Raw genomic sequence first — 22,823 nt, 5'->3', positions numbered from 1 at the left:
GAGCGGCGCAGGAAGAAACACCTGACACGAAAAAGGCCGGAGCGGATCGCGCCGCCCCGGCCTTGCCCGGATCAGATCAACAGATCAGAGAACCAGAATCAGCCCTGCTTTTCCTGAGCTTTGCTGCCACCAGCAGAGGGCTTCGGCTTGGGCAGGTCCAGCTTGAGGGAAAGTTCCTTCAGGCGGGCAGGCTCGACCGGAGCCGGAGCTTCCATCATCAGGTCCTCACCGCTCTGGTTCAGCGGGAAGAGAATGACCTCACGGATGTTCGGCTCATCGGCCAGCAGCATGACGATACGGTCCACACCCGGCGCAGCGCCACCATGCGGCGGGGCACCATAACGGAACGCATTGAGCATCCCGCCAAAGCGGGCCTCCACCACATCCGGGCCATAACCGGCGATCTCGAAGGCCCGCAGCATCACGTCCGGCAGGTGGTTACGCACGGCACCGGAGGACAGCTCCACACCGTTACAGACGATATCGTACTGATAGGCCTTGATGGTCAGCGGGTCCTGCGTGTTCAGGGCTTCCAGACCGCCCTGCGGCATGGAGAACGGATTGTGGGAGAAGTCGATCTCGCCCGTTTCCTCGTTGCGCTCATACATCGGGAAGTCCACGACCCAGCAGAAGCGGAAGGCATTCTTCTCGATGAGATCCAGATCGGTCGCCACCTTCGTCCGCACCACGCCGGAGAACTTGACGACCTCATCCCCCTTGCCCGCTGCAAAGAAGACCGCATCACCGGCCTTCAGGCCGCAGATTTCACGGATTTTCTCGACACGGTCAGCTTCCAGGTTCTTGGCGATCGGCCCCTTGCCACCTTCCTCATCAAAAATGATGTAACCGAGGCCCCCGGCCCCCTGATCCCGTGCCCAGTTATTGAGCTTGTCGAAGAACGCCCGGGGGCGGCTGCCCGCACCCGGTGCGGGGATGGCACGCACACGGCCACCAGAGGCTGCAATGCGGGCGAACAGACCGAAACCGGAGTCAGCGAACTGTTCCGTCACGTCCCTGATGATGAGCGGGTTGCGGAGGTCCGGCTTGTCGGACCCGTAATCCCGCATCGCATCGGCATACGGGATGCGGGGGAAGGCCCCGTCCGTGATCTTCCAGCCTTCCGGTGTGAATTCGTTGAACACGCCAGCCAGAACCGGCTCCAGCACGCTGAAGATGTCTTCCTGCGTGACGAAGGACATCTCGAAATCGAGCTGATAGAACTCGCCAGGGCTGCGGTCCGCACGGGAGGCCTCATCACGGAAGCAGGGGGCGATCTGGAAATAACGGTCGAACCCGGCCACCATCGCCAGCTGCTTGAACTGCTGCGGAGCCTGCGGCAGGGCGTAGAACTTGCCGGGATGCAGACGGGCCGGAACGAGGAAGTCCCGTGCGCCTTCCGGGGAGGAGGCCGTCAGGATGGGAGTCTGGAATTCCGTGAAGCCCTGCTCGACCATGCGGCGGCGCAGGCTGGTGATGACCTGGCTGCGCAGCATGATGTTGCGGTGCATCTTCTCCCGGCGCAGGTCGATGTAACGGTATTTCAGGCGCAGGTCCTCGGGATAGTTCTCCTGCCCGGCCACCTGGAAGGGCAGAACCTCCGCCCGGGACTGCACGTCAATCCCGCTGGCCCGGACCTCCACATCACCCGTTGGCAGGGAAGGGTTGCGCTGCCCCTCCTCACGCACCACGACCTCACCCGTCACGGTGATGACGCTCTCCACCCGCAGACGCTCGGCCTGTTCCAGCAGCGCCCCTTCGGACGGAACGACGATCTGCGTCACGCCATAATTGTCCCGCAGGTCGATGAAGAGCAGCCCGCCATGGTCACGCTTGCTGTGAATCCAGCCCGACAGCCGTACGGTCCTGCCTGCATCATCAGCACGCAGGGCGTTGCAGAAATGGGTACGGTACTGATGCATGAATTCAAACCTCGTCAATCTGTCTGTGACCCGGCTCCGCACAGGCTGTGCCCAATGCTCCGGCTCGCTACATGGAATGGCGGCCACGCCCTGAACGCAGCTCTCCCCGTAAGGGATTTCCTACCCCAATCGTGGTGGAAAAGCCAATCCTAATCAGCGCCACCACCCCGGAACCAGGGCCAGATGATGGCCTCAGAAAAGATCGTAACCCCGGTACTTCCTGAGCACATGCCGCCGGACAACATTGATGAGACGGCACTTCATGGCGTAAAGGGGCGTCTCGAAGCGGATTTCCGGCCTTATGACCGGCTTCTGCCCGAAACTGGCCAGCATCTTGGCCGTTCTGACAGACCCGAAACCATCGAAATCAAAAATCAGGTTGCGCCTCTTGGCTTCCTCGATCGCCTTCCAGATCAGCAGCATGTTCATGCCCGGCACTCTGGAGCGGCGGACACGGACGGCCTGCCAGTAATACAGCACCCTGTCATCCCAGACGAGCAGGGCTGCCGAGACGGGCACGCCCCCATCATGAGCATAGAGCGCCATGGCCTGGTCCCGATTACGGGCCTCCGTAAACAGGTCTTCCAGCAGGGCATAGTCATGATGGTTCTGTGGCAGTTCCTGCCTGACCAGGTCGATGAACGGAGCCACATCCCCAGACTGCTGGACAGTAAGTTTTTTATCCGCCGTGCGGATGAGATTGCGGGTCTTCTGGTCACAATCCTGCCAGGCCATGTCCAGAGTTTTTTCAGGCATGATGCGGAAGGTGAAATCCTGGTACACCCTGAACCCAGCCAGCCTGAACGCAAAGGAGGACGCATTGTCGGGGTCCAGATAGAAATGGACACCATGATATTTGGGCAGGCTGGCAACGGTCCTGTCCACGACATGCCTGATATTTTGCTCCTGGCGAAATGTTTTTGATGGTGGCAGAGCAAAATCCGGCCCCAGCGTGCGGGTATATTTGGGCATCCTGATGACAGGAGAGCCAAGCCTCTTTTTCATTACGAAAGGAAAACGGGAAACAACCCTGCCCCCCATTTCCACATCAATGAAGGACACTGCCTGCCGACTGGCCGTAGCAAGCCACCATTCCTGATGAAAAATGGAAGTATTCGGACGAGACGGTGCAGTATCTGGCATAATATCTCAATACATGTTGTAACAAAATAATGGATGGCGCCTCATAGCACTTGCATAATCATATAAAAATTAATTATTTTTTTAATTTGCAAATCCAGACCACATGAAACATTCATAATTTATCATTAATATTTCTTTTTGGTAAAAAAAGAACTTACAATTATTGCAGAACAGATACGAAGACTCTCACTTGTACCCACGGCATGAGCATGAGCTGACAGTCATGCCATCCCATGTCCCCCTCTCCCGACAAAACAGCTGCGGAAACAGAAAACGGCTGCCCTGCAGAAGGCAGCCGTTAACCATGTGGAACAAACAGGATGCAAGCCCTATCACACGATGCTTGTCCGCACCTCTTTTGCAACGAACCCATCAAAATCGACCGCAGCACGAGCCATGGCGGAAGACCGGCCAGCCGAAACCAGCGCCACCACCTTCTGCCCCCTCATGTAAGCCGCCATGAAGTCGAACCCGCTCAAGTCCCCTTCTATCAGGACCCGGTCGAACGGCTCTCCCCACCCCATATATTCCAGCTTTTTGCCGAACTGCTGGGTCCAGTACCAGGGAATGGGCATGGGCTGCCGGGACAGACCAAGAATGGTCCGGGCAGCGGCCCGCCCCTCTATCTGCGCCTGACGCCAGTGTTCAATGCGACAAAGCGTTCCTTCATGCTGGAAGGCGGCCACATCCCCCGCCGCATAAATGCCGGGCAGAACCCGCATGTCCTCATCCACAACAATGCCAGACACCCCACCATCAGCGTCCGTCCCAACATCATCAGGCAGGAAACTGCGGCATGGCTCATTGCCGACAGCCACCAGAACATGGGTGCAGGGCAGCTTCATGCCATCATCAAGCTCGATGCCCTCCACATGGTCCTTTCCGTATATGTTCACCACTTCACTATCCGTGATGAAAGCTACACCATTGTCAGCATGCAGGCGCAGCAGGATGCGCCCGACCTCCCGCCCCCACTGGGCCTCCATGGGAATGACCTGCTCCGGGGCAATCACCGTCACACCAGCCCCTTTCTGCCGCAGGGCAGAAGCCAGCTCCAACGTGGTCAGCCCGCCACCTATCAGCACGACAGCCTGCTCCCCCGTGATCTCCTCTGCAATCTGACGGGCATCTTGCACGCCATGCATGGTCATCACCCCGGTCAGCTCGATGCCGGGAAGATCCGGCTTCGCAGGCCGCCCCCCTGTCGTGATCAGCACATGGTCCGCACTGTAATCCCGCCCATCAGCCAGTTCGACACGCTTTGCCGTGCAGTCCAGACTGGTGATTGTCCCCTGCACACGGGTGATCTCATGATGGGCAAAAAAAGCATCATTCAGCAGCAGCGGAGGCTGAACCTTGTCCGGCCCCCCAAGAAAAATGCCCTTGCTGAGCGATGGACGGTCATAAGGAGGCAGGCTCTCATCTCCGATGAGGATGATGCTACCGGCAAAACCCTCCTCACGCAGGGTATAGATGGCACTGGCTGCCGCCGCACCACCACCCAGCACCAGCACGGAACTGTCCTCCATGCAGGGCTCAGGAACTCTGGCAGGCAAAGGACTGACCCCGACCAGCACCCGCCCCTCCACGAGGCGGACAGGATAGACGGGCAGGCCAGAAAAGGCGACCGGCTCCTTCACCCGGCCATCCCGTACGCCAAACACCGCCTTGTGCCACGGGCAGACAATCACATCACCGTGAGCCTTGCTGTAACAGTGCAGACGCCCCCGCAGCGGCGCCCCCTTGTGCGGGCAACGCCCCCCCAGCGCATGAACCTCCCCCCCGACACGCACGAGAGCAATGGACTGCTCCTTGATGATGACAGAAAAAACCTCTCCTTCCCTGACATCCTCAACAGCAGCCACATCATACAGGGTCCGGTCCGGCTGCTGGTCCGATGTCTCAGCGCTGGCATCAGGCCCGAGAACGGGCTGGGGGGCTTTTTCCATAACTCTCTGTCCTGTCCCTTTCTGTCAGCCCCCGGCGGTCACATAGCCTGTTCCGAACATGGGGCCATCACGGCCGGAATATGTACTCCATGATGACAAGACGGGGCCCCTGAAGGCCCCGCCTGCATCATGCTCCGTTCGGAGCCGATCTCAGAAAAAATCGTCCCTGTCGATGTCATCACCACCGAAGCCACCGCCATTATCAACCGGCGCATCCTGCGGGCCAAAATCCTGCGGAGAGAACCCTGCGGCATCTGTCCCGCTTCCGGCAAACGGATCAGAATAATTGTCCCCATAATTGTTGATGATGGTCGTTTCACTGCCAAAACCATCGCCAGCACCACCGACACCTTCATGGCCATGCTCCCCGGAGAACAGACCCTCCAGCGCATGGGCCGCCATCATCCCGCCTGCGACACCGGCCGCCGTGGACAGGGCAGACCCCAGAAAGCCGGAACCGGACCGCCCGAACATACCCGGCTGATAACCCGGTGGCGGGGCATAACTCCGCCCCATCTCCGGCGCAGCAGCACCAGAGGCAGGCCCCCAGCCCGGTGGCAGGGCGGCCCCGCGGGGCGGTGGAGCGGACGCAGAAGCCCCCCGACCGAACAGCCCGGAGAAGAACCCACCTGACTGCTGCCCCGGCTGACTGGCCTGCTGCTGGAGCTGGGCGATCTGCCCCCTCGCCTGCTGGAGCTGGAACTCCAGATCACGGATGCGGGCCTGCGCCTGGGAGAGAGCCGCCTCCTGCACGACAGCCAGCTGCGTGATACGGTAGCGGGCCTCCGGGAAACGCTGGAAATTCTCGGCGATGAAACGGTCTGCCTCCGGGTCGATCGGCGGCAGGGACGCCGGGCTCTGGCCATTCGGCAGCCCCACGCCTCCCCCAACACGGGCAACAAAGCGACTTATGAGATCACGTTCTTCCGAGTTCATGGGCGTGCTGTCCTTCACAACTGCTCCGCAGCCCCTGCCCGCCCGGGCGGGGCGCAACATGGGCGCTGTCTCTTCATGCCACATGATATGATACAGCTCTCCATCCCCCGCAAGGGTCTTGGCTCCCTCTCCTCCCGGCAGAGGCCCACAGAATGCACCTGCCGTAAAGACCATCTTAAGAAACCGCCCTGCACGGCGGCAACTTCTTTACCCTCTCCCCCCCCTACCCGCTGGTGATCCGGCCTCTCATCCTGTAATATGCAGACATCTTTACGTTAATGGAGCCTAGTGAATTGTCCACATCCCGGCCCCCCTGCTTTCAGGATCTGATCCTGCGCCTTCATCAGTTCTGGTCACAGAAGGGCTGTGCCATTCTCCAGCCTTACGATACTGAACTGGGTGCGGGTACACTGTCCCCTCACACGACCCTGCGGGCACTGGGCCGCAAGCCGTGGGCTGCCGCCTATGTGCAGCCCTGCCGCCGCCCGTCCGACGGCCGTTATGGCGAGAACCCGAACCGCCTCCAGCATTATTACCAGTATCAGGTGCTGCTCAAACCCACCCCGCAGGAAAGCCAGGACCTGCTGCTGGAAAGCTACCGGGCCATCGGGATCGACCCCGAGAAGCACGACATCCGCTTCGTGGAAGATGACTGGGAGAACCCCACCATCGGGGCCTGGGGGCTGGGCTGGGAAGTCTGGTGCGACGGCATGGAGGTCACGCAGTTCACCTACTTCCAGCAGGTTGGTGGCATCCCGACCGTCGTTCCCTCCACCGAGCTGACCTACGGGCTGGAACGTCTGGCCATGTATGTGCAGGGTGTCGAGAATGTCTATGACCTCGACTTCAATGGCCGGGGCCTGACCTATGGGGATGTCTTCCTCCGGGCGGAGCGGGACTATTCACGACACAATTTCGAGCTGGCCGATACGGACATGCTCCTTGCCCAGTTCCGGGCGGCCGAGGCTGAATCCATCCGCCTCTCCGAGGCTGGCGTGGCCCAGCCCGCCTATGACCAGTGCCTGAAAGCCTCCCATCTGTTCAACCTGCTGGATGCCCGGGGGGTCATTTCCGTTTCGGAACGTGCCTCCTATATCGGGCGCGTGCGTACACTGGCCAGGGCAGCCTGCGAAGCATGGCTTGCTGGAGACGAGGAGGAAACCACTCATGGCTGAACTGCTTCTTGACCTCTTCTGCGAGGAAATCCCCTCCGGGATGCAGGCCCGTGCTGCCGAGGACCTCGCCCGCCTGCTGGAACAGGCCCTCGCCGATCTGAACCCCCGCAACATCCGCAGCTTTCATGGTGCCCGCCACATTGCGGCCAGCCTCGAGGTGGATGAGAGCATCCCCACCCGCACCATTTCCGAGCGTGGCCCCCGGGAAAATGCCCCGGAAAAGGCCCTTGCCGGGTTCTCCCGCAAGCATGGCGTCAGCCCCGATGAGCTGACGAAGGAAAACGGTTTCTGGGTTCTCAACCGTACCCTGCCGCCAGTCAGGGCGGCGGAGCTGGTTGCCGAACAGCTGCCGGACCTCCTCTGGAAGTTCCCGTGGCCCAAGGCCATGCGCTGGGGCAATGGCTCCCTCTTCACCTGGGTACGCCCGCTCCATCACATTGTCTGCCTGCTGGATGGCCAGACAGTTCCCTTCACCCTGGCCCGTCAGGATGACGACGCCCACGGGCTGAAGAGCAGCAACGTGACCGAAGGCCACCGCATCCTCTCCCCCGGCACGTTCACCGTCATTGGCACGGAACAGTGGCTGAAGGAACTGGAAGCCCGCCACGTCGTCATCAACGAGGAGAAACGGGCCGATCTCATCCGTCAGGGTGTCCATGCGCTCGCTGATGAGAAGGGGCTGGCGCTTGTCGAGGATGAAGGGCTGGTCCGTGAGGTCAGCGGGCTGGTGGAATATCCCGTGCCCCTGCTGGGCCGCATCGATAATGCCTTCATGGACCTTCCACCGGAAGTCATGCAGGTCTCCATGCGGGTCAACCAGCGGTACTTTGCCCTGCGCACGAAAGACGGCAAGGCCGCTCCCTATTTCGCCTTCGTGGCCAACCAGACCTTCAGCGACGGCGGTACGCTCTGCATCGCCGGGAATGAACGTGTCCTGCGGGCCCGCTTCGCCGATGCCCGCCATTTCTGGGACCTCGACCGCAAGACGAAACTGGCCGGCCGTGTCGAGGCCCTGAAGCCCGTCACCTTCCATGCGAAACTGGGCACTCAGGAAGAGCGGGCACGGCGCATCAGCACTCTGGCAGGCATCATCGCCACGGCCATGCAGCTGAGTGACGTACAGATGAAACACGCCGAACGGGCCGGTCTGCTCGCCAAGGCCGACCTGACGACCGGCATGGTCGGTGAGTTCCCCGAGCTTCAAGGCGTGATGGGCGGCTATTACGCCGCCCATGATGGTGAAGCCCCGGAAGTGGCCCAGGCCGTTGCCGAGCATTACATGCCCCGTGGGTTGCAGGATGGCACGGCCAGTGCTCCCGTCTCCGTGGCCGTCGCTCTGGCGGACCGGCTGGACATGCTGGCGGGGTTCTTCGCCATCGGGGAAACCCCCACCGGCTCTGGTGATCCTTATGGTCTGCGCCGTGCCGCCCTTGGGGTGATCCGCACCATCCGGGACAATGGCCTGCGCATCGACCTCGGCAGCCTGCTTTCCAGAGCAGCTGAGGCCTATGCCGGGAAAGAGGGCAAGGATTCCGCTCTGGGTGAGCTGGAACCCTTCTTCACCGACAGGCTCCGGGTCCAGCTCCGCAATGAAGGACGCCGTCACGACGTGCTGGATGCCACGCTGGCCGTCACACAGGTGCAGGAAGACAAGAGCCTCTTCACCGATCATCTGGATGGCGACCTGGTCCGCCTGCTCAGCCGTGTGGAGGCCCTGTCCGACATGATGGGCACGGAAGACGGGCAGAACCTTCTGGCAGCCTACCGCCGGGCCACGAACATCCTGCGCATCGAGGAGAAAAAGGACGGCCCGCACCATCAGGCCCCTGAAGCGGCACTCTATGTACAGGATGAGGAACGTGACCTGGATGCGGCCCTGAATGAGGCCGGGCCGAAGATCACGGCCAGTCTGGCCGATGATGACTTCACCAGTGCCATGCAGCATCTCGCCGCCCTGCGTCCGATCATGGACCGCTTCTTCGAGGCCGTGACCGTCAATGCGGAAGATGCTGGCCAGCGTCTCAACCGTCTGCGCCTGCTGTCGGCCTTCAGCCGCAGTGGCCAGCTGATTGCTGATTTTGGCCGGATCGAAGGCTGAGCTTCAGTCTCACAAACAGGCTACGATAAAAAGGCCGGTGGGAGCGTTCTCTCACCGGCCTTTTTTATGTGTCCCTCTCAGTGCGAGGGACTGTCTGTCAGGAATATCTTGGCTCCGAAACCGATGAAGACCAGCCCGGTCAGCCGGTCCAGACGGCGCACCACGACGGGCCGGTTGAAGAACTGTGCCAGCGGGACCGTCAGGGCCACCAGCAGCCCCAGCCATATGAAGGTCAGCACGACCTGGATCACCACCTGCACGAGCGTAAACGCCACCACATCCGTGGCGGGCGGGATGAACTGAGGGAAAAAGGTGATCACGAAAATACCCGCCTTGGGGTTGAGCAGGTCCGTCAGCATCCCACGGCGGAATCCCGGCCAGAAGGCGTTGCGATGTTCCACCCGCCGGGCCTGCTCCGGCCCGGCCTCCGTCGTCAGTGCCATACGGGGGCGCAGAAGCTGGCTGACGCCCATCCAGACCAGATAAACCGCACCAACACATTTGACGACGAAGAACGCCGTGGAAGACGCCGCCAGAAGGGCCGTCAGCCCGAAGGCCGCTGCCAGCCCCCAGAGGCTCAGCCCCACGGCAATGCCAAAAATGGCCCCGACCCCAGCACGGCGCCCATCGGAGGCAGCCGTCCGCAGGACCATGACGGAGTCCAGCCCCGGCGTGATGGTGAAAATTGCCGCTGCGGTCGTAAAAGCCAGCAGGGGAAGAAGCCACTGATGCATAAAAAACAGACACCTGAAAAAAACCGGCCACGATACTCCGCAACCCGACCTCCTCCAGATGGGGTCTCGGCCCTACGGTTCCAATAGATCAGTCAGGGTCATCCCGATGCACCCAGCTGGAAAGCAGCAGACCGAAACCGAACATCATGGTCAGCATGGCTGACCCTCCATAGGAGATCAGCGGTAGCGGCACGCCTCCCACCGGGATGACCCCCATGACCATGGAGAGATTGACCACGCAGTACAAGAAGAAATCCATGGCGATGCCCAACCCGACCAGCCGGCCAAAGCGGTTCCGACAACGCAGGGCAATCAGCATGCTGCTCAGCAGGATCAGGAACAGTAGCCCGATGACGGCCACACCCCCGACATACCCCCATTCCTCCCCGATCATGGTGAAGATGAAGTCTGTCTGTTTCTCCGGCAGGAAGCTCAGCTGCCCCTGCGTGCCATGCAGGTAGCCTTGCCCCCAGCGCCCACCCGCCCCCAGAGCAATACGGGACTGGAGAATGTTGTACCCTGCCCCCAGCGGATCATGCTCAGGATGCAGAAAGGTATCAATCCGAGCCTTCTGATAATCATGGAGATGATTATAGATGAAGGGCCCCAGAAACGGCAGGGGCGCAACAAGGATGATGATCTGCCACCACCGCATCCCCGCCGCAAAGAACAGTGAAGCCCCGATCACACCAACAATGGTTGCTGTCCCCAGATTGGGCTCCTTCAACACCAGCACGACCGGCAGAAGTGTCAGAAGCGCCGGGATGATGAGCCGCAGCGGATTGCCCATACGGTCCCGCCCGATCCGGTAAAACCATGTTGAAAGCATGAGGACCAGGGCAATCTTGGCAAATTCGGAGGGCTGGAACTGGAAGCCGCCCAGATTGATCCAGCGTTCCGCCCCCTTGCCCACATGCCCCATCTTCAGCACCAGTACCAGGAGCAGGATGGACAGCCCATAAATGGGCACGGAGAGCATCCTCAAGACCCGTGGGCTGGCCAGCGCCACGCCCAGCATCATCAGAAGCCCGAAACAGAAACGGATGAGCTGGGGCTGGGCAAAAGCCTCCGCACGCCCGCCACCGGCTGAATACAGGGCAACATACCCCACACCGGCCAGACAGCAGACCAGCAGAACAAAGAACCAGTTGATCTGCCAGAGCCGGGAGAACATGCGCAGGTTCGGCTCTGCCCGCAGCAGGCGGCGGGCCGTACGGGGAACGGTGAAGTCCTTCAGCGGCATGACGTCCTTCTATTCCTCAGTCATCCAGGCCGTCAGCCCTCGCCACGACCCCCCGGGACAGGGAGGTCCGGCTGGCCGGGTCCCTGATGAGAGTATCCGTCATGATCTGTGCAGCCAGAGGGGCCGCCTCGGTCGCACCCGCATTGCCATGCTCCACCACGACAGACACCGCATAACGGGGATTGTCATAAGGTGCAAAGCAGATGAACAACGCATGAGGACGATACTGCCACGGCAGGTTCATGGAGTTGAAGTGCCCGCTCTCACGCAGGGCTCTCGGCACGTTCCGCACCTGTGCAGAGCCGGTCTTGCCAGCCATCTGTACACCAGGCAGGCTCAACCGGGCGGCCGGAGCCGTGCCCTGTGGCTCATTCACCACAGCAAACATCCCCCCCGGGCAGCAGCGAGGGCCTCCTTTGCGAAAGGCAGGGGATCCAGAACCGGTGCAATGCCCTGCCCGCTCACCGAGCGCAGAAGATGTGGCTGCACAAACCGCCCCGTTGCCAGACGGGATACATAAGTGGCCAGTGCCAGAGGTGTTGTCTGCACCAGCCCCTGCCCAATACCGGCATTGACGGTATCACCACCATTCCAGTGGTGACCATGGCGACGGCGCATCTCCGGGGTCGGAACGGACCCTGCCCGCATGTGGGGCAGCTCTATCGGCAGCTTCCCATCCAGCCCCAGGAAGGCGGCGGCTTCATGAATCGCCTCCATGCCACAGCGCCGGGCCACCTGATAGAAATAGACATCGCAGGAATATTTCAGTGCCTGATGCAGGTTGATCGACCCATGACCGTAACGGCTCCAGCAGTGGAAACGCACGCCCCCCATGTCGTAATAACCCGGACAGGAAAAACGGTCCGACGGGGTGATGGCATGGGCCTTCAGGGCGGCCAGTGCCACGGCAGGCTTGAAGGTGGAGCCCGGCGGATAAAGGCCGGAAACGGCCTTGTCCACCAGCGGCGTGCGCTGGTCGGTGATCAGACTGTTCCACTGTGTCCGGCTGATGCCACCATCAAAAAGGGTCGGGTCGAAAGAAGGTGTGCTGACCAGCCCCATCACCTCGCCATTGCGGCAGTCCATCACCACGGCACTGGCCACACGCTCACCAATCCGCTCCCGGATGCGGGTCTGCAAGGCGCTATCCAGCGTCAGCTCCAGCCGGGCCCCGGGCTGGCCTTCCACACGCTCAAGCTCGCCCATGACACGGCCATGGGCGTTGACCTCCATCTCCACCGTGCCGGGCTGTCCACGCAGATGGCTTTCCTGCGTCTGCTCGACCCCGGCACGCCCCACCTTCATCCCCGGCAGGGCCATGATGCCATCCCGCTGGACATCCGTCTCATTGGGAGGGGCCACATACCCGATGATATGGGACAACAGGTCCTTGAACGGATATTCCCGTGTTGTTCCCACATCGATCAGAACACCGGGCAGGGTCGGAGCATTCAGCCCCAGCCGGGCGACATCATCCCAGGAGAGGAATTCCTTGAGGGTCAGCGGGACGTAACGATGGATATGTTTGCGATCATGCTCGATACGGGCCCGGTCACGGTCATCCAGCGGCACAATCGTAGCAAAGCGGTCCACCACGGCCTGGAGGTCCGTCGTTTCCTCCGTCATGATCAGCGCACGCCAGTTGGGACGGTTGCCGGCAAGCAGCACACCGCAGCGGTCGTAGATCTCACCACGGGCTGGTGCAATCTGGCGGCGGCTGGTCCGGTTGCGGCGTGCCTGCTCCTTCAGCTCATCGCCATGAACGACCTGCATCTGATAGAGATGATGGGCAAGCGTCCCCATGACCCCTGTCTGCGCTGCCAGAAGCAGCAGGGCACGGCGTGTGAACATACCCTCACCGACAGCCTGTTCTTCTGAAAAAGACAGGTCAGCCGCTGGCCCACTTCGTTTCCGAAATGGCGGACGAGTTTCATCACGCCGGAAGAACATCTGCAATATACGCTTAAAAAAAGATTAAGGAAGGAAAACTCAAGGCTTCCACACTTCAGATGGTCATAGTCTATTACAGTCTGTCATGCTTTTCCATAACAGAAAGCCCCCATAAATACAGAACATGCAGAAAGGGATAACTCCCTACAGCGAGAGCCTCCTGAAAAACAATGGGATAGACCGACAGCGCCCCCCGGACCCGGATGACCATCAACACCCAGTCTGTCAGGGCCTCTCCCAGCACAATCAACCCATACAGGCTCCAGGAAAGCAGGAATCCACGACGGGACAGACCAACACGGCAGCCATGAGCCACGCCATAGGCTACCAGCATCCAGAACAGGAGCACGCCGGGCGGATTGGCACTGAAGAACTCGATCACCACCCCACTACAGAACAGCCCGAACAGGGGCATGAAAGCAGGACGGTAAAGCGCCCAGAACCAGACCGTCCCCAGTGTCAGGGCTGTCTGGAGTTCGGTCTGCCCGAGTATGCCAAACGGGGCGGACAACACAAAAGCCAGAACCACCATGATGACACAGGGGGACAGCTTGCGCCGCACACGAACCATCAGCTTGCGCTGCCGTGTTCCCTCCAGCGCCTCATGATCCAGACGCCCCTGCTCCAACCGTAATGCCATAGCCCCGTACCCGTTGCTGCTCCACCGCCCCCGTGCCTTCCCGGAAATAGTGCTCTCTTCTACAGAAAGCAAACCTCCCTGGAGGCCAGATCACGCCTTCGGGGCAGGTTTCATGCCATTACCCGAATCGTGCCACAAATGCCACCCGACCGCCTTATAAGGCCTTGATGATAACAAACGGCTTAATTTGAGACCGTATATCAGGAACGCCGACCGTCCAGAAAGTACCCTCAGCCGTTCCTGAGAGACGAAAATGGCAGAAAACGGCGCAGATTCTGCCAATTCGAAGGGGCTTCCCCATCCCGATGATCCGGCAGGAGCGGAGGCTTCTCCCGGACCCTTCCCGCACTGGGTGGGGCCTCCAGGATAAAGCCACCATCAAAAATACGAACCAGCTCCAGTTTTCCCAGAGCAGCATCAGGGATGACAACCGGCTGCCCTGGCGCCAGATAATGCACACGACCAACGGCAACACCGCCTGTCAGGCCTGTCTGCCCCCGCGTGACGATATGCTCGCCTTCCTCCGGCATGAGGCTCTGATTGTAATACATGAGACGGGGATAAGGCGTGTTGTCGCCAATCATCATGGCATCCCCCCCGCTGCTCTGTAACGTGACGGGAATCCGGCTGGCAGCATCCTCAATCAGCAGCACTCGCACCACATGCGGTCCCACCTCACTGACACGCCCGACAAGCCCGAAAGAATCAACGGCCAGACTTCCCTGCTGCACCCGGTGTTCCCCCACCTGCAACAGAACCGCCCGCAGGTAAGGGCCACTCTCATCCCGAACGACCCATCCGCTGACATAATCCCGGGTATCTTCCGCTCCCCAGTGCAGCACAGCCTTCAGACGGGCATTTTCCTGCCGAAGAGTCTGGGCCTCACCATGCCAGTAAGCAAGTTTCTGGTTTTCCTGCCGAAGCTGCGCATTGGCGGCCAGCAGGTCCCCCACCCCCTGCAGGGTGATCTGCCATTCATGAAACTGCCGCTGAGGGAACAACAGAACCTGATAGATGGCCCCGGCCTTCTGCGCCGCCGCCATGCGAATCTGTATGGCCCTGCCCGACCATATCTGCCCGGCCAGAACAGTCCCCACAGCCAGAAAAACCATGACCGGCAGAACCAGCCCGGACAGAAGCTGACGTGTGTGAATGGAGACCATGGCCCGCCTTTTCCCTCCGCTCAGCCCCCGGTCACGGAGGATACCATCCCCCGCCGGAGACCAGGGATCAATACATGCTGCTCAGGACACTGCGGAGCTGCTGCATGTGCTCCAGCGTGCGGCCAGTCCCCACAGCCACGCATGAAAGCGCATTCTCTGCCACGAAAACCGGCAGGCCGGTAGCCTGACGCAGGACATCATCCAGACGCCGCAGCAGCGCTCCCCCGCCGGACAGGACAATGCCCTTCTCCACGATATCAGCGGCCAGCTCCGGCGGTGTATGCTCCAGCACGGTGGCTACGGCATCAATGATATGCCCGACAGGCTCCTGGAGGGCTTCGGCAATCTGGGCCTCACTGACGGTGATCTCCCGGGGGACGCCATTCAGCAGGTCACGCCCCTTGAGCGGCATGGTCCGCTCTTCCGTCTGTATGTTGGCGTCAAAAGACGCAGCGCCGAGATCAATCTTGATCCGCTCGGCGGAGCTTTCCCCGATCATGAGGTTATAGTTGCGACGGATATAAGCCATGATGGCCTCATCCATCTGGTCGCCACCAACCCGGACAGACCGGGCATAGACAATCCCGCCAAGGGAGATCACGGCAACCTCGGTCGTTCCCCCACCGATATCCACGATCATGCTGCCAGAAGGCTCCGTCACGGCCAGACCGGCCCCAATGGCTGCGGCCATCGGCTCCTCAATCAGATAGACCTTGCGGGCACCAGCACTCTCTGCACTCTCCTGGATGGCACGGCGCTCCACGGCAGTGGAACCGGACGGCACACAGATGACGATCTGGGAACTGAAGAAGGAACGGCGGTTGTGAACCTTGCGGATGAAATGCTTGATCATCTCCTCCGCACTCTCGAAGTCGGCGATGACACCGTCACGGAGAGGGCGGATGGCCTGAATGTTCCCCGGCGTACGGCCAACCATCAGTTTGGCTTCATTTCCCACGGCCAGGACCTGTCTGCGCCCGCGCACTTCCGTTACAGCGACGACGGAAGGCTCACTCAGCACCACGCCACGCCCCTTGACATAAACGAGGGTATTGGCAGTGCCGAGATCGATCGCCATATCAGCGGAAATGAGCCCCAACAGACGAGAGAACATTCAAAACTCCTGGCCGGATAACCCCGCACGCACGGGGAATGAAAATAAGCAGAACACCACCCACAGCATTCGCCACAAATTATAGAGCCCCACAACAGTTCAGCAAGGCCATATTCCTGCCAGAGACAATATTTTTCGCAGAAAACTCCGCTTCAATTAACATGCGGTAACGTTTCATCCCCACCATGACAGAAGGAAAACAGCAGCCGACATGCAGGCATGGCAGTATCGGCTACCGGTCCCCTTCTCTCATCTTCAGGCAGACATTTCTTCCGGTTCACCCCGCAGACGTTTCACCAGCAGCTTGTTCAGGGCATGGATATAGGCCCGGGCTGCCGAAACGACCGTATCCGGGTCACTCCCCTGCCCGTCCACCAGGCGCCCCCCTTCCTGGAGACGCACGGTCGTACGGGCCTGCGCATCCGTACCTTCTGTCACATTGGCCACGGAGAACAGCGCCAGCGTCGCCTGATGCGGGAAGGCCTCACCGATGGCCCGGAACACGGCATCCACAGGCCCATTGCCCGTGGCAGAGACATGACGGGCCTCACCATCCACCTCGATATCCAGAACGACCTGGGCAGCATGCTGCGTACCGCCCTTCAGCTCCAGCGAGGTCAGACGGACACGCTCATGGTCACGGCTCTCATCATCCACCAGTGCCCGCACATCCTCATCAAAAACGATCTTCTTGTGATCTGCCAGGGTCTTGAAACGCTGGAAGGCCGCATTGACCGTCTCTTCAGTCAGGTCATCATAACCCAGAGCCTTCAGCTTGTCCCGGAAGGCCGCACGGCCGGAATGTTTGCCCAGCACCAGCGAGGTGCTCGTCCAGCCCACGCTTTCCGGCGTCATGATCTCATAAGTCCCGGCATGCTTCAGGATGCCATCCTGATGGATGCCACTCTCATGGGCGAAGGCATTCCGCCCCACGATGGCCTTGTTCGGCTGGACATCGAAGCCCGTGATGGTCGCCAGCAGACGGGACATGCCCAGCAGGCGGGGCGTTTCAATGCCGGTTTCCATGCCATAACGGTCATGACGGGTCCGCAGGGCCATCACGACTTCTTCCAGAGCGGCATTACCAGCACGCTCGCCAATGCCGTTGATCGTACATTCAATCTGTCGGGCACCACCTTCAACCGCTGCCAGCGTGTTGCCAACAGCCAGCCCCAGATCATTGTGGTTGTGCGTGGAGAAAATGACCTGATCCGCCCCCGGCACACGCTCCCTCAGCATATTGAAGATACGCTCCATCTCATCGGGGGTTGCAAACCCGACCGTATCGGGAATGTTGATGGTCGTTGCCCCGTTGGCAATGGCCGTTTCCACACAGCGGCACAGAAAATCCGGGTCCGTACGGGATCCATCCTCAGCAGACCACTCCACGTCATCCGTGTAACGGCGGGATTCCTTGTTGCCGAAAGCGATCAGCTCCAACACCCGCTCCGGCTCCATCCGCAGCTTGTACTTCATGTGCAGTGGAGACGTGGAGATGAAGTTGTGGATACGCCCACGCCGTGCGCCCTTGATGGCCCTTCCGGCAGCCTCGATGTCTTTGGCGGCGCTGCGGGCCAGACCACAGATGACGGGGCCATCCACATTATCGGCAATCTGCTTCACGCTCTCGAAGTCTCCTTCCGATGCAGCCGGGAAGCCTGCCTCTATGACGTCAACGCCCAGAGCTGCCAGCGCATGGGCCATCCGCAGCTTCTCGCCCAGGTTCATGGAGAAACCAGGGGACTGCTCACCATCACGCAGGGTCGTGTCAAAAATGATGACACGGTTATCGGCAACATGACCAAAGGAAGGATGCTGAAAAGACATAACTACGCTCTAACTCCAGATATCTACGAAAACCCGAAATGGGAAAAAATACCCCTGAACGCAGCAAAGCAACCTGCTCGCCTGTATGGCGTTCAGGGGTTCATAAGTCGTAGAAGGAGGGCGTGAAAAAATGTCATTACCCCTCCACGCTAGCGAGCAATGACAGGGAATGCAAGCGGAACTCTCTGTTTTTTTACAGCATCCCTTTCCGCTGCCGCAGGAAATAGCCATCAATGGCCTGTTTCATGGCCTGGGTGATCTGCGTACGGTGGGCAGCACGCCGCAGCGCCTGTTCATCCAGATGGTTGGACATGAACCCCATTTCCACCAGAACAGACGGAATGTCTCCGGACTTCAGAACCCGGAAGGCCGCATGGCGGGATGGATGATGCAGGAGCTGGATGCGGTTCTGGAATGACCTGATCACACTGGCCGCCATATGCGCAGACCCCCGGCGCGTCTCTTCACGAACAAGACTGTTGAGTATTTCCTCCACATCCGGCGGCACGTCGGCCATGCCCGGTCCGGCAAAACGGTCGGCACTGTTTTCCGTCTCTGCCAGCAGGGCGGTCTGCCTGTCCGAAGCGTTGCCGGACAGCGTATAGACACTGGCCCCACGCACATCAGACTGATGCAGCGCATCGGCATGCATGGAGATGAAAAGATCCGCCTTGTGCCGATGGGCCAGCTCCACCCGCCCGGCAAGGGGGATGAAACGGTCATCCGTCCGGCTCAGCACCACATCATACCGGCCAGACGCCATGAGAAGCGCGCGCAGCTCCGTTGCTGCAGCCACAGCAATATGCTTCTCATACGTTCCTGAGACACCGATGGCCCCGGGGTCTTTTCCGCCATGGCCGGGGTCCAGCATGATGACGGGTCTGGGCGGTGATGCTCCACGCAATACGGCGGGGGCCTTCCGCAATCCATGCCGTGCTGCCGCAGCCTTTCCCGCTCCGCCCGCCAGCAGCCCGCTGGCAGCCGCACCAAGAAGATGACGACGTGTCAGCTTTGCCATGGTGATCCTCCTCCCTCTCCGGTCCAGGTCCTGCCTGTCACACCCCATTAGGCGATCATTCCTGCCACGGGAACAATCTTCCTGCTTTCTTTGGTTAACAGCCTGATACAGACAGGAAAAAATGGCTTTATTCTGCCCCTTTCACCACCCCCCAACTACCCACTTGCCATGAAGGCCGATTTAGGCCATTGTCGCTTTGCAGAGGCCCGGATCTCCCATGCATCCCCGCCCCTGACAACGGGCAGGCAGGACAGCATCAGACAGGGCCCGCACATGCAGTACCTTTCGCGCCGTTTGGTGCAGATAGCCCGGGACGGTTGTTCCCGGTGTGCTCACACCCTGGCGGAGACACTGCATCCGAACCACAGGCAGCCTACCCGGATGGCCACACCATCCCCCGGCGGGCTGCGTCAATTCCCGATGGCAGGACCTGCCATCAGCGTGTTTACCAGAGGCTGCAATGCTGTTCTGTGTTATCCAATCTGGCGACCCCCTCAGGGTATCTGCCCGCAAGAGACCGGACCACCTGCCCTCTGCTGACCAAGACAATCGGCGCAGACAGGGCCATGCCCCGTGCGCCACGGAGTCCAGTCCTTCATGACAAAGCAGATGCTCATAGACGCCACACACGCCGAAGAAACCCGCGTTGTGGTCATGAACGGCAAGCGCATTGAAGATTATGATGTCGAGACATCAGCGCGCCGTCAGCTCAAAGGCAACATCTACCTCGCCAAGGTCATCCGTGTAGAGCCCAGCCTCCAGGCGGCCTTCGTGGATTACGGCGGCAACCGCCACGGCTTTCTGGCCTTCAGCGAGATCCACCCCGACTATTTCCAGATCCCCGTTGCGGACAGGGAAAAGCTCCTTGCCCTGCAGGAAGAAGAATACGCTGCCGAGCAGCGGAGCCGGGACAGCGATCCAGAGGCTGATGATGACGAAGACAGCCTTCCCGAGGATGACGAGCCCGGCCCGGAGATCGTCAGCGGGGAACATGATACCGGTGAGGAACAGAGCGCCAGCCGCCGCATGGCCCGGTTCCTCCGCAATTACCGCATTCAGGAAGTCATCCGCCGTCGGCAGGTGATCCTTGTCCAGGTTGTCAAGGAAGAACGTGGCAACAAGGGCGCCGCCCTGACGACCTACCTCTCCCTTGCCGGACGATATGGCGTGCTGATGCCCAACGCCCTGCGTGGCGGTGGGGTCTCCCGCAAGATCACCTCCGAAACGGACCGTCGTCGCCTGCGGGACATTGTCGGCAAGCTGGACCTGCCCCGGACGATGGCCATGATCATCCGCACGGCCGGTGCAGGCCGCCCGGAAGCGGAAATCACCAAAGACTGCGACTACCTTCTCCAGCTATGGGACAACATCCGCAACCACGCCCTCTCCTCCATCGCCCCGGCGCTGATCTATGAGGAAGCAAGCCTGATCAAGCGGGCCATCCGGGACCTGTTCACCCGTGATATCGAGACCGTACTGGTGGATGGGGAAGAGGCATGGAAAAACACGAAGGAATTTGCCCGCCTGCTGATGCCCCACAATGCCAGCCGCATCCGTATGTGGCAGAACAGGGGGCAGAATCTCTTCGCCCATTATCAGGTGGAGAGCCACCTGGAGGCCATGTTCTCACCGACGGTAAAGCTGGAATCCGGCGGATATCTCGTCATCAACCAGACTGAAGCTCTGGTGGCCATTGACGTCAACTCCGGCAAGTCCACCTCCCAGCGCAATATTGAGGAAACCGCCCTCCGCACCAATCTGGAAGCGGCCGAGGAGGTCGCCCGCCAGCTGCGCCTGCGTGATCTGGCCGGGCTGATCGTGATCGACTTCATCGACATGGAAAGCCGCCGCCACAACAGCCAGGTGGAAAAGCGCCTCAAGGATGCCCTCCGGGTGGACCGTGCCCGCATCCAGCTGGGCCGCATCTCCCATTTCGGCCTGCTGGAAATGTCCCGGCAGCGTCTGCGCCCCTCCATTGCCGAGAGCATGCTCAGCCCCTGCCCGCACTGTCAGGGTACCGGCTTCATCCGGGGTGTGGAAAGCATGGCCCTCCAGGTCCTCCGCAGCGTGGAGGATGAAGCCAGCCGCCGTCGCTCTTCGGACATTATCGTCCATGTCAGCCCCAGCATCGTTCTTTACATGCTCAACAGCAAACGGGCTGCCATCAGCCAGCTTGAACAACGGCATGACATGACCATCCGTTTCGAAAATGACGACAGCCTGCCGGAAGGCGAGCTCCGCATCGAACGGCTGGCCGCACGCCAGAAACCCTCCCGTGAGGACAGCCCTGTCAACACGGTTCGTACGATCGACATCACGGAAGGGGCTGCCCCTGCAATGGAAGCCAGCCTGCCAGCCGAGGCCGAAGATATCCGGGACGAACAGGAAACAGGCAGTGAAAGCAGCTTCCGTCGTCGCCGCCGCCGCCGTGGTGGACGTCGCCGCAACGAGCAGGAGACCCGGGACGAAACGACAGAGACCAGCCTGCAGGAGGCGAGCCCCGCAGCGCCAGAGGCTGACAGCACGGCAGATACCAATGATGACCAGGCTCTCATGCCCGGTCGTCGCCGGACAAGGACACGGCGTGTCACGACCGCCGCTCCGTCTGCTCCAAGCCACCGTGAGGAAGAGACCGAGCAGCCCAGCCGCCGCCGTGAACGCCCGGCATCCCGTCGCCGCCCGGCACGCCATCAGGATGAACCGGCCCCCAGTCAGGCATCTTCTGGCTATCAGGGACCAACACCGGCCAATCCCTTCCAGGGGGCTGGCATCGACATCTTCGACATGATGGAACAGCAGGAGGCCCGCCTGAGCGGACGTGCTGAAGCCCCTCCTGCCACAGAAGAAGAACCTGCCGTTTCTTCCCGCCCCCACAGGCAGCCCGTGGAAACGGGAAGCCCTGCAGAAGGGGATGATGAAAAACCGACCCGTCGCACCCGTCCCCGTCGCCGCCCGGCTACACGCAGCCGCATCGTGGTGGACGAAGACCAGGAAGAAGACAACAATCGTGTCGTGAAGATACCGGCCCGTCCAGTCGATCCTGCCGAGGCTGAAGAGGAAGCCGCTCGTCGTCAGGCGCGCCGCCCCCGTCCCCGCCGCCGCCCGGCACGGAACGAAACGACAGAAGCGGACGCTGCCCCGGCTGCGGAAGAGGCGCCTGTTTCTGTCGCTGAAACCGGTGTGGACAATGAGACACCAACCGAGACAGAGGCAAAACCGGCCCGTCGGCGGCGTCCAGCTCGCCGCAAAAAGGCGGACACGGCAGAAGAAGCCCCTGTAGCAGCCGCCCCCAAGGCTGAGGACGCAGCCCCGGTCGAGAATGTGGCAGCACCGCAGCCTGTCAATATCGATGAGGCAAAGCCCAAAAAGCGGCGTGTCGGCTGGTGGAAGCGCTAAAGGCGCCTCCTCCCATCGGAACCCATGAAAAAGGGCGGCCAGATCACTCTCTGGCCGCCCTTTTCACATCCACACAAATATGATGTTAGCGACAGACGCTATTGTTGCCATCCTCCGCAATGAACGTCCCCGTCAATGGCTGGAAGCAGGCATTACGGGTACAGCTGTTGCCTGTGGCCAGACTGCGACCATAGATTTCGCTCCCCGTACTGGCCTGCTCACGCAGGGCCGTACCACAAAGCGGTGTATTGACGGGAGCAGATGGCAGGTTCGTCTTCATCTGTGGTGAGGACGAACTGTCCCCGCTCCCCCCACCAGACGGCGCCCCGGCAAAGCTCTGGATGGCCGGATGTTGCGCTGCCTCGACCTGCCGGGCTGTTGGCTGGCTGCTACAGCCTGCCAGGACACTCCCTGCCACAAGAAGCAGGCCACAGCCCAGTCTCTGCAAGCCACATCTGTGGCGGCCCCTCGCAATGTTACGCACCATATCCCTCCTCCACATCCTCATGGATGTCCTG

General features: G+C 60.7%; 15 protein-coding genes and 1 pseudogene. 3 read left to right on the top strand and 13 right to left on the bottom strand.

Annotated elements, in window-relative coordinates:
- Positions 1 to 98 precede the first annotated feature (98 nt).
- From aspS to DTQ13_RS07195, 4 genes are all read right to left on the bottom strand, one after another.
- The gene (gene aspS, locus DTQ13_RS07210; protein ID WP_043560765.1) at positions 99 to 1,919 is read right to left on the bottom strand and encodes an aspartate--tRNA ligase; all 1,821 of its coding nucleotides are present in this window, start codon (positions 1,917 to 1,919) and stop codon (positions 99 to 101) included.
- A 192-nt stretch (positions 1,920 to 2,111) separates the two neighbouring features.
- Complete coding sequence (locus DTQ13_RS07205) at positions 2,112 to 3,062, bottom strand: GNAT family N-acetyltransferase (RefSeq protein WP_248460435.1); 951 nt, start codon at positions 3,060 to 3,062, stop codon at positions 2,112 to 2,114.
- Positions 3,063 to 3,394: 332 nt separating this feature from the next.
- Positions 3,395 to 5,011, bottom strand: a complete 1,617-nt coding sequence (locus DTQ13_RS07200; RefSeq protein WP_248460434.1) for an FAD-dependent oxidoreductase — start codon at positions 5,009 to 5,011, stop codon at positions 3,395 to 3,397.
- A gap of 150 nt (positions 5,012 to 5,161) precedes the next feature.
- Entirely contained in the window at positions 5,162 to 5,947 is a 786-nt protein-coding gene (locus tag DTQ13_RS07195; protein WP_192848012.1) for a DUF2076 domain-containing protein, read from the bottom strand.
- Between the two features lie 278 nt (positions 5,948 to 6,225).
- Between DTQ13_RS07195 and DTQ13_RS07190 the strand changes: the two genes are divergently transcribed.
- Both DTQ13_RS07190 and glyS read left to right on the top strand, forming a co-directional pair.
- Positions 6,226 to 7,122: a glycine--tRNA ligase subunit alpha gene (locus tag DTQ13_RS07190; protein ID WP_248460433.1), complete on the top strand. Its 897-nt coding sequence runs from the start codon at positions 6,226 to 6,228 to the stop codon at positions 7,120 to 7,122.
- Positions 7,115 to 9,220: a glycine--tRNA ligase subunit beta gene (glyS, locus tag DTQ13_RS07185; RefSeq protein ID WP_248460432.1), complete on the top strand. Its 2,106-nt coding sequence runs from the start codon at positions 7,115 to 7,117 to the stop codon at positions 9,218 to 9,220. The genes DTQ13_RS07190 and glyS overlap by 8 nt, the downstream gene beginning before the upstream one ends.
- Before the next feature lie 77 nt (positions 9,221 to 9,297).
- Here glyS and DTQ13_RS07180 read toward each other — a convergent pair whose 3' ends face one another.
- The 8 genes and pseudogenes from DTQ13_RS07180 to DTQ13_RS07145 form a co-directional block, all read right to left on the bottom strand.
- Complete coding sequence (locus DTQ13_RS07180; RefSeq protein WP_081563446.1) at positions 9,298 to 9,954, bottom strand: LysE family translocator; 657 nt, start codon at positions 9,952 to 9,954, stop codon at positions 9,298 to 9,300.
- Positions 9,955 to 10,042: 88 nt separating this feature from the next.
- The gene (rodA, locus tag DTQ13_RS07175; RefSeq protein ID WP_052349127.1) at positions 10,043 to 11,197 is read right to left on the bottom strand and encodes a rod shape-determining protein RodA; all 1,155 of its coding nucleotides are present in this window, start codon (positions 11,195 to 11,197) and stop codon (positions 10,043 to 10,045) included.
- Between the two features lie 16 nt (positions 11,198 to 11,213).
- Positions 11,214 to 13,048 (bottom strand): annotated as a pseudogene (gene mrdA / locus DTQ13_RS07170) (penicillin-binding protein 2).
- Between the two features lie 172 nt (positions 13,049 to 13,220).
- A complete protein-coding gene (locus tag DTQ13_RS07165; protein WP_043560774.1) occupies positions 13,221 to 13,787 on the bottom strand; it encodes a hypothetical protein in 567 nt (188 codons plus the stop codon).
- A gap of 230 nt (positions 13,788 to 14,017) precedes the next feature.
- Complete coding sequence (gene mreC / locus DTQ13_RS07160; protein ID WP_248460431.1) at positions 14,018 to 14,950, bottom strand: rod shape-determining protein MreC; 933 nt, start codon at positions 14,948 to 14,950, stop codon at positions 14,018 to 14,020.
- A gap of 67 nt (positions 14,951 to 15,017) precedes the next feature.
- Complete coding sequence (locus DTQ13_RS07155; RefSeq protein WP_043560776.1) at positions 15,018 to 16,064, bottom strand: rod shape-determining protein; 1,047 nt, start codon at positions 16,062 to 16,064, stop codon at positions 15,018 to 15,020.
- Positions 16,065 to 16,319: 255 nt separating this feature from the next.
- A complete protein-coding gene (locus DTQ13_RS07150; RefSeq protein ID WP_103765374.1) occupies positions 16,320 to 17,891 on the bottom strand; it encodes a 2-isopropylmalate synthase in 1,572 nt (523 codons plus the stop codon).
- A gap of 193 nt (positions 17,892 to 18,084) precedes the next feature.
- Positions 18,085 to 18,909, bottom strand: coding sequence for an N-acetylmuramoyl-L-alanine amidase (locus tag DTQ13_RS07145; RefSeq protein WP_043561514.1), 825 nt, complete (start codon positions 18,907 to 18,909; stop codon positions 18,085 to 18,087).
- A 597-nt stretch (positions 18,910 to 19,506) separates the two neighbouring features.
- On the opposite strand from DTQ13_RS07145, the gene DTQ13_RS07140 reads away from it, so the two are divergent.
- Positions 19,507 to 22,305 (top strand): ribonuclease E/G, encoded by a 2,799-nt coding sequence (locus tag DTQ13_RS07140; protein ID WP_248460430.1) that lies wholly within the window; start codon positions 19,507 to 19,509, stop codon positions 22,303 to 22,305.
- Between the two features lie 85 nt (positions 22,306 to 22,390).
- On the opposite strand, the gene DTQ13_RS07135 is transcribed toward DTQ13_RS07140, so the two are convergent.
- A complete protein-coding gene (locus DTQ13_RS07135) occupies positions 22,391 to 22,792 on the bottom strand; it encodes a hypothetical protein (RefSeq protein ID WP_052349135.1) in 402 nt (133 codons plus the stop codon).
- Between the last annotated feature and the right edge of the window lie 31 nt (positions 22,793 to 22,823).

The sequence above is a fragment of the Parasaccharibacter sp. TMW 2.1888 genome (genome assembly GCF_023167265.1).
Taxonomy (GTDB): Bacteria; Pseudomonadota; Alphaproteobacteria; order Acetobacterales; family Acetobacteraceae; genus Bombella; species Bombella apis.
Note: the sequence above shows the minus strand (reverse complement) of the source record. Positions and strands in the feature narration are given on the sequence as shown.

Bases quoted from the DNA above. Each gene is read 5' to 3' on its own strand.
- DTQ13_RS07205 (WP_248460435.1), bottom strand. From the start codon at position 3,062: ATGCCAGATACTGCACCGTCTCGTCCGAATACTTCCATTTTTCATCAG.
- DTQ13_RS07145 (WP_043561514.1), bottom strand. From the start codon at position 18,909: ATGGCAAAGCTGACACGTCGTCATCTTCTTGGTGCGGCTGCCAGCGGG.
- DTQ13_RS07150 (WP_103765374.1), bottom strand. From the start codon at position 17,891: ATGTCTTTTCAGCATCCTTCCTTTGGTCATGTTGCCGATAACCGTGTC.
- DTQ13_RS07195 (WP_192848012.1), bottom strand. From the start codon at position 5,947: ATGAACTCGGAAGAACGTGATCTCATAAGTCGCTTTGTTGCCCGTGTT.
- mreC (WP_248460431.1), bottom strand. From the start codon at position 14,950: ATGGTCTCCATTCACACACGTCAGCTTCTGTCCGGGCTGGTTCTGCCG.
- aspS (WP_043560765.1), bottom strand. From the start codon at position 1,919: ATGCATCAGTACCGTACCCATTTCTGCAACGCCCTGCGTGCTGATGAT.
- DTQ13_RS07165 (WP_043560774.1), bottom strand. From the start codon at position 13,787: ATGGCATTACGGTTGGAGCAGGGGCGTCTGGATCATGAGGCGCTGGAG.
- DTQ13_RS07200 (WP_248460434.1), bottom strand. From the start codon at position 5,011: ATGGAAAAAGCCCCCCAGCCCGTTCTCGGGCCTGATGCCAGCGCTGAG.
- DTQ13_RS07140 (WP_248460430.1), top strand. From the start codon at position 19,507: ATGACAAAGCAGATGCTCATAGACGCCACACACGCCGAAGAAACCCGC.
- DTQ13_RS07190 (WP_248460433.1), top strand. From the start codon at position 6,226: ATGGAGCCTAGTGAATTGTCCACATCCCGGCCCCCCTGCTTTCAGGAT.
- DTQ13_RS07155 (WP_043560776.1), bottom strand. From the start codon at position 16,064: ATGTTCTCTCGTCTGTTGGGGCTCATTTCCGCTGATATGGCGATCGAT.
- DTQ13_RS07180 (WP_081563446.1), bottom strand. From the start codon at position 9,954: ATGCATCAGTGGCTTCTTCCCCTGCTGGCTTTTACGACCGCAGCGGCA.
- glyS (WP_248460432.1), top strand. From the start codon at position 7,115: ATGGCTGAACTGCTTCTTGACCTCTTCTGCGAGGAAATCCCCTCCGGG.
- rodA (WP_052349127.1), bottom strand. From the start codon at position 11,197: ATGCCGCTGAAGGACTTCACCGTTCCCCGTACGGCCCGCCGCCTGCTG.
- DTQ13_RS07135 (WP_052349135.1), bottom strand. From the start codon at position 22,792: ATGGTGCGTAACATTGCGAGGGGCCGCCACAGATGTGGCTTGCAGAGA.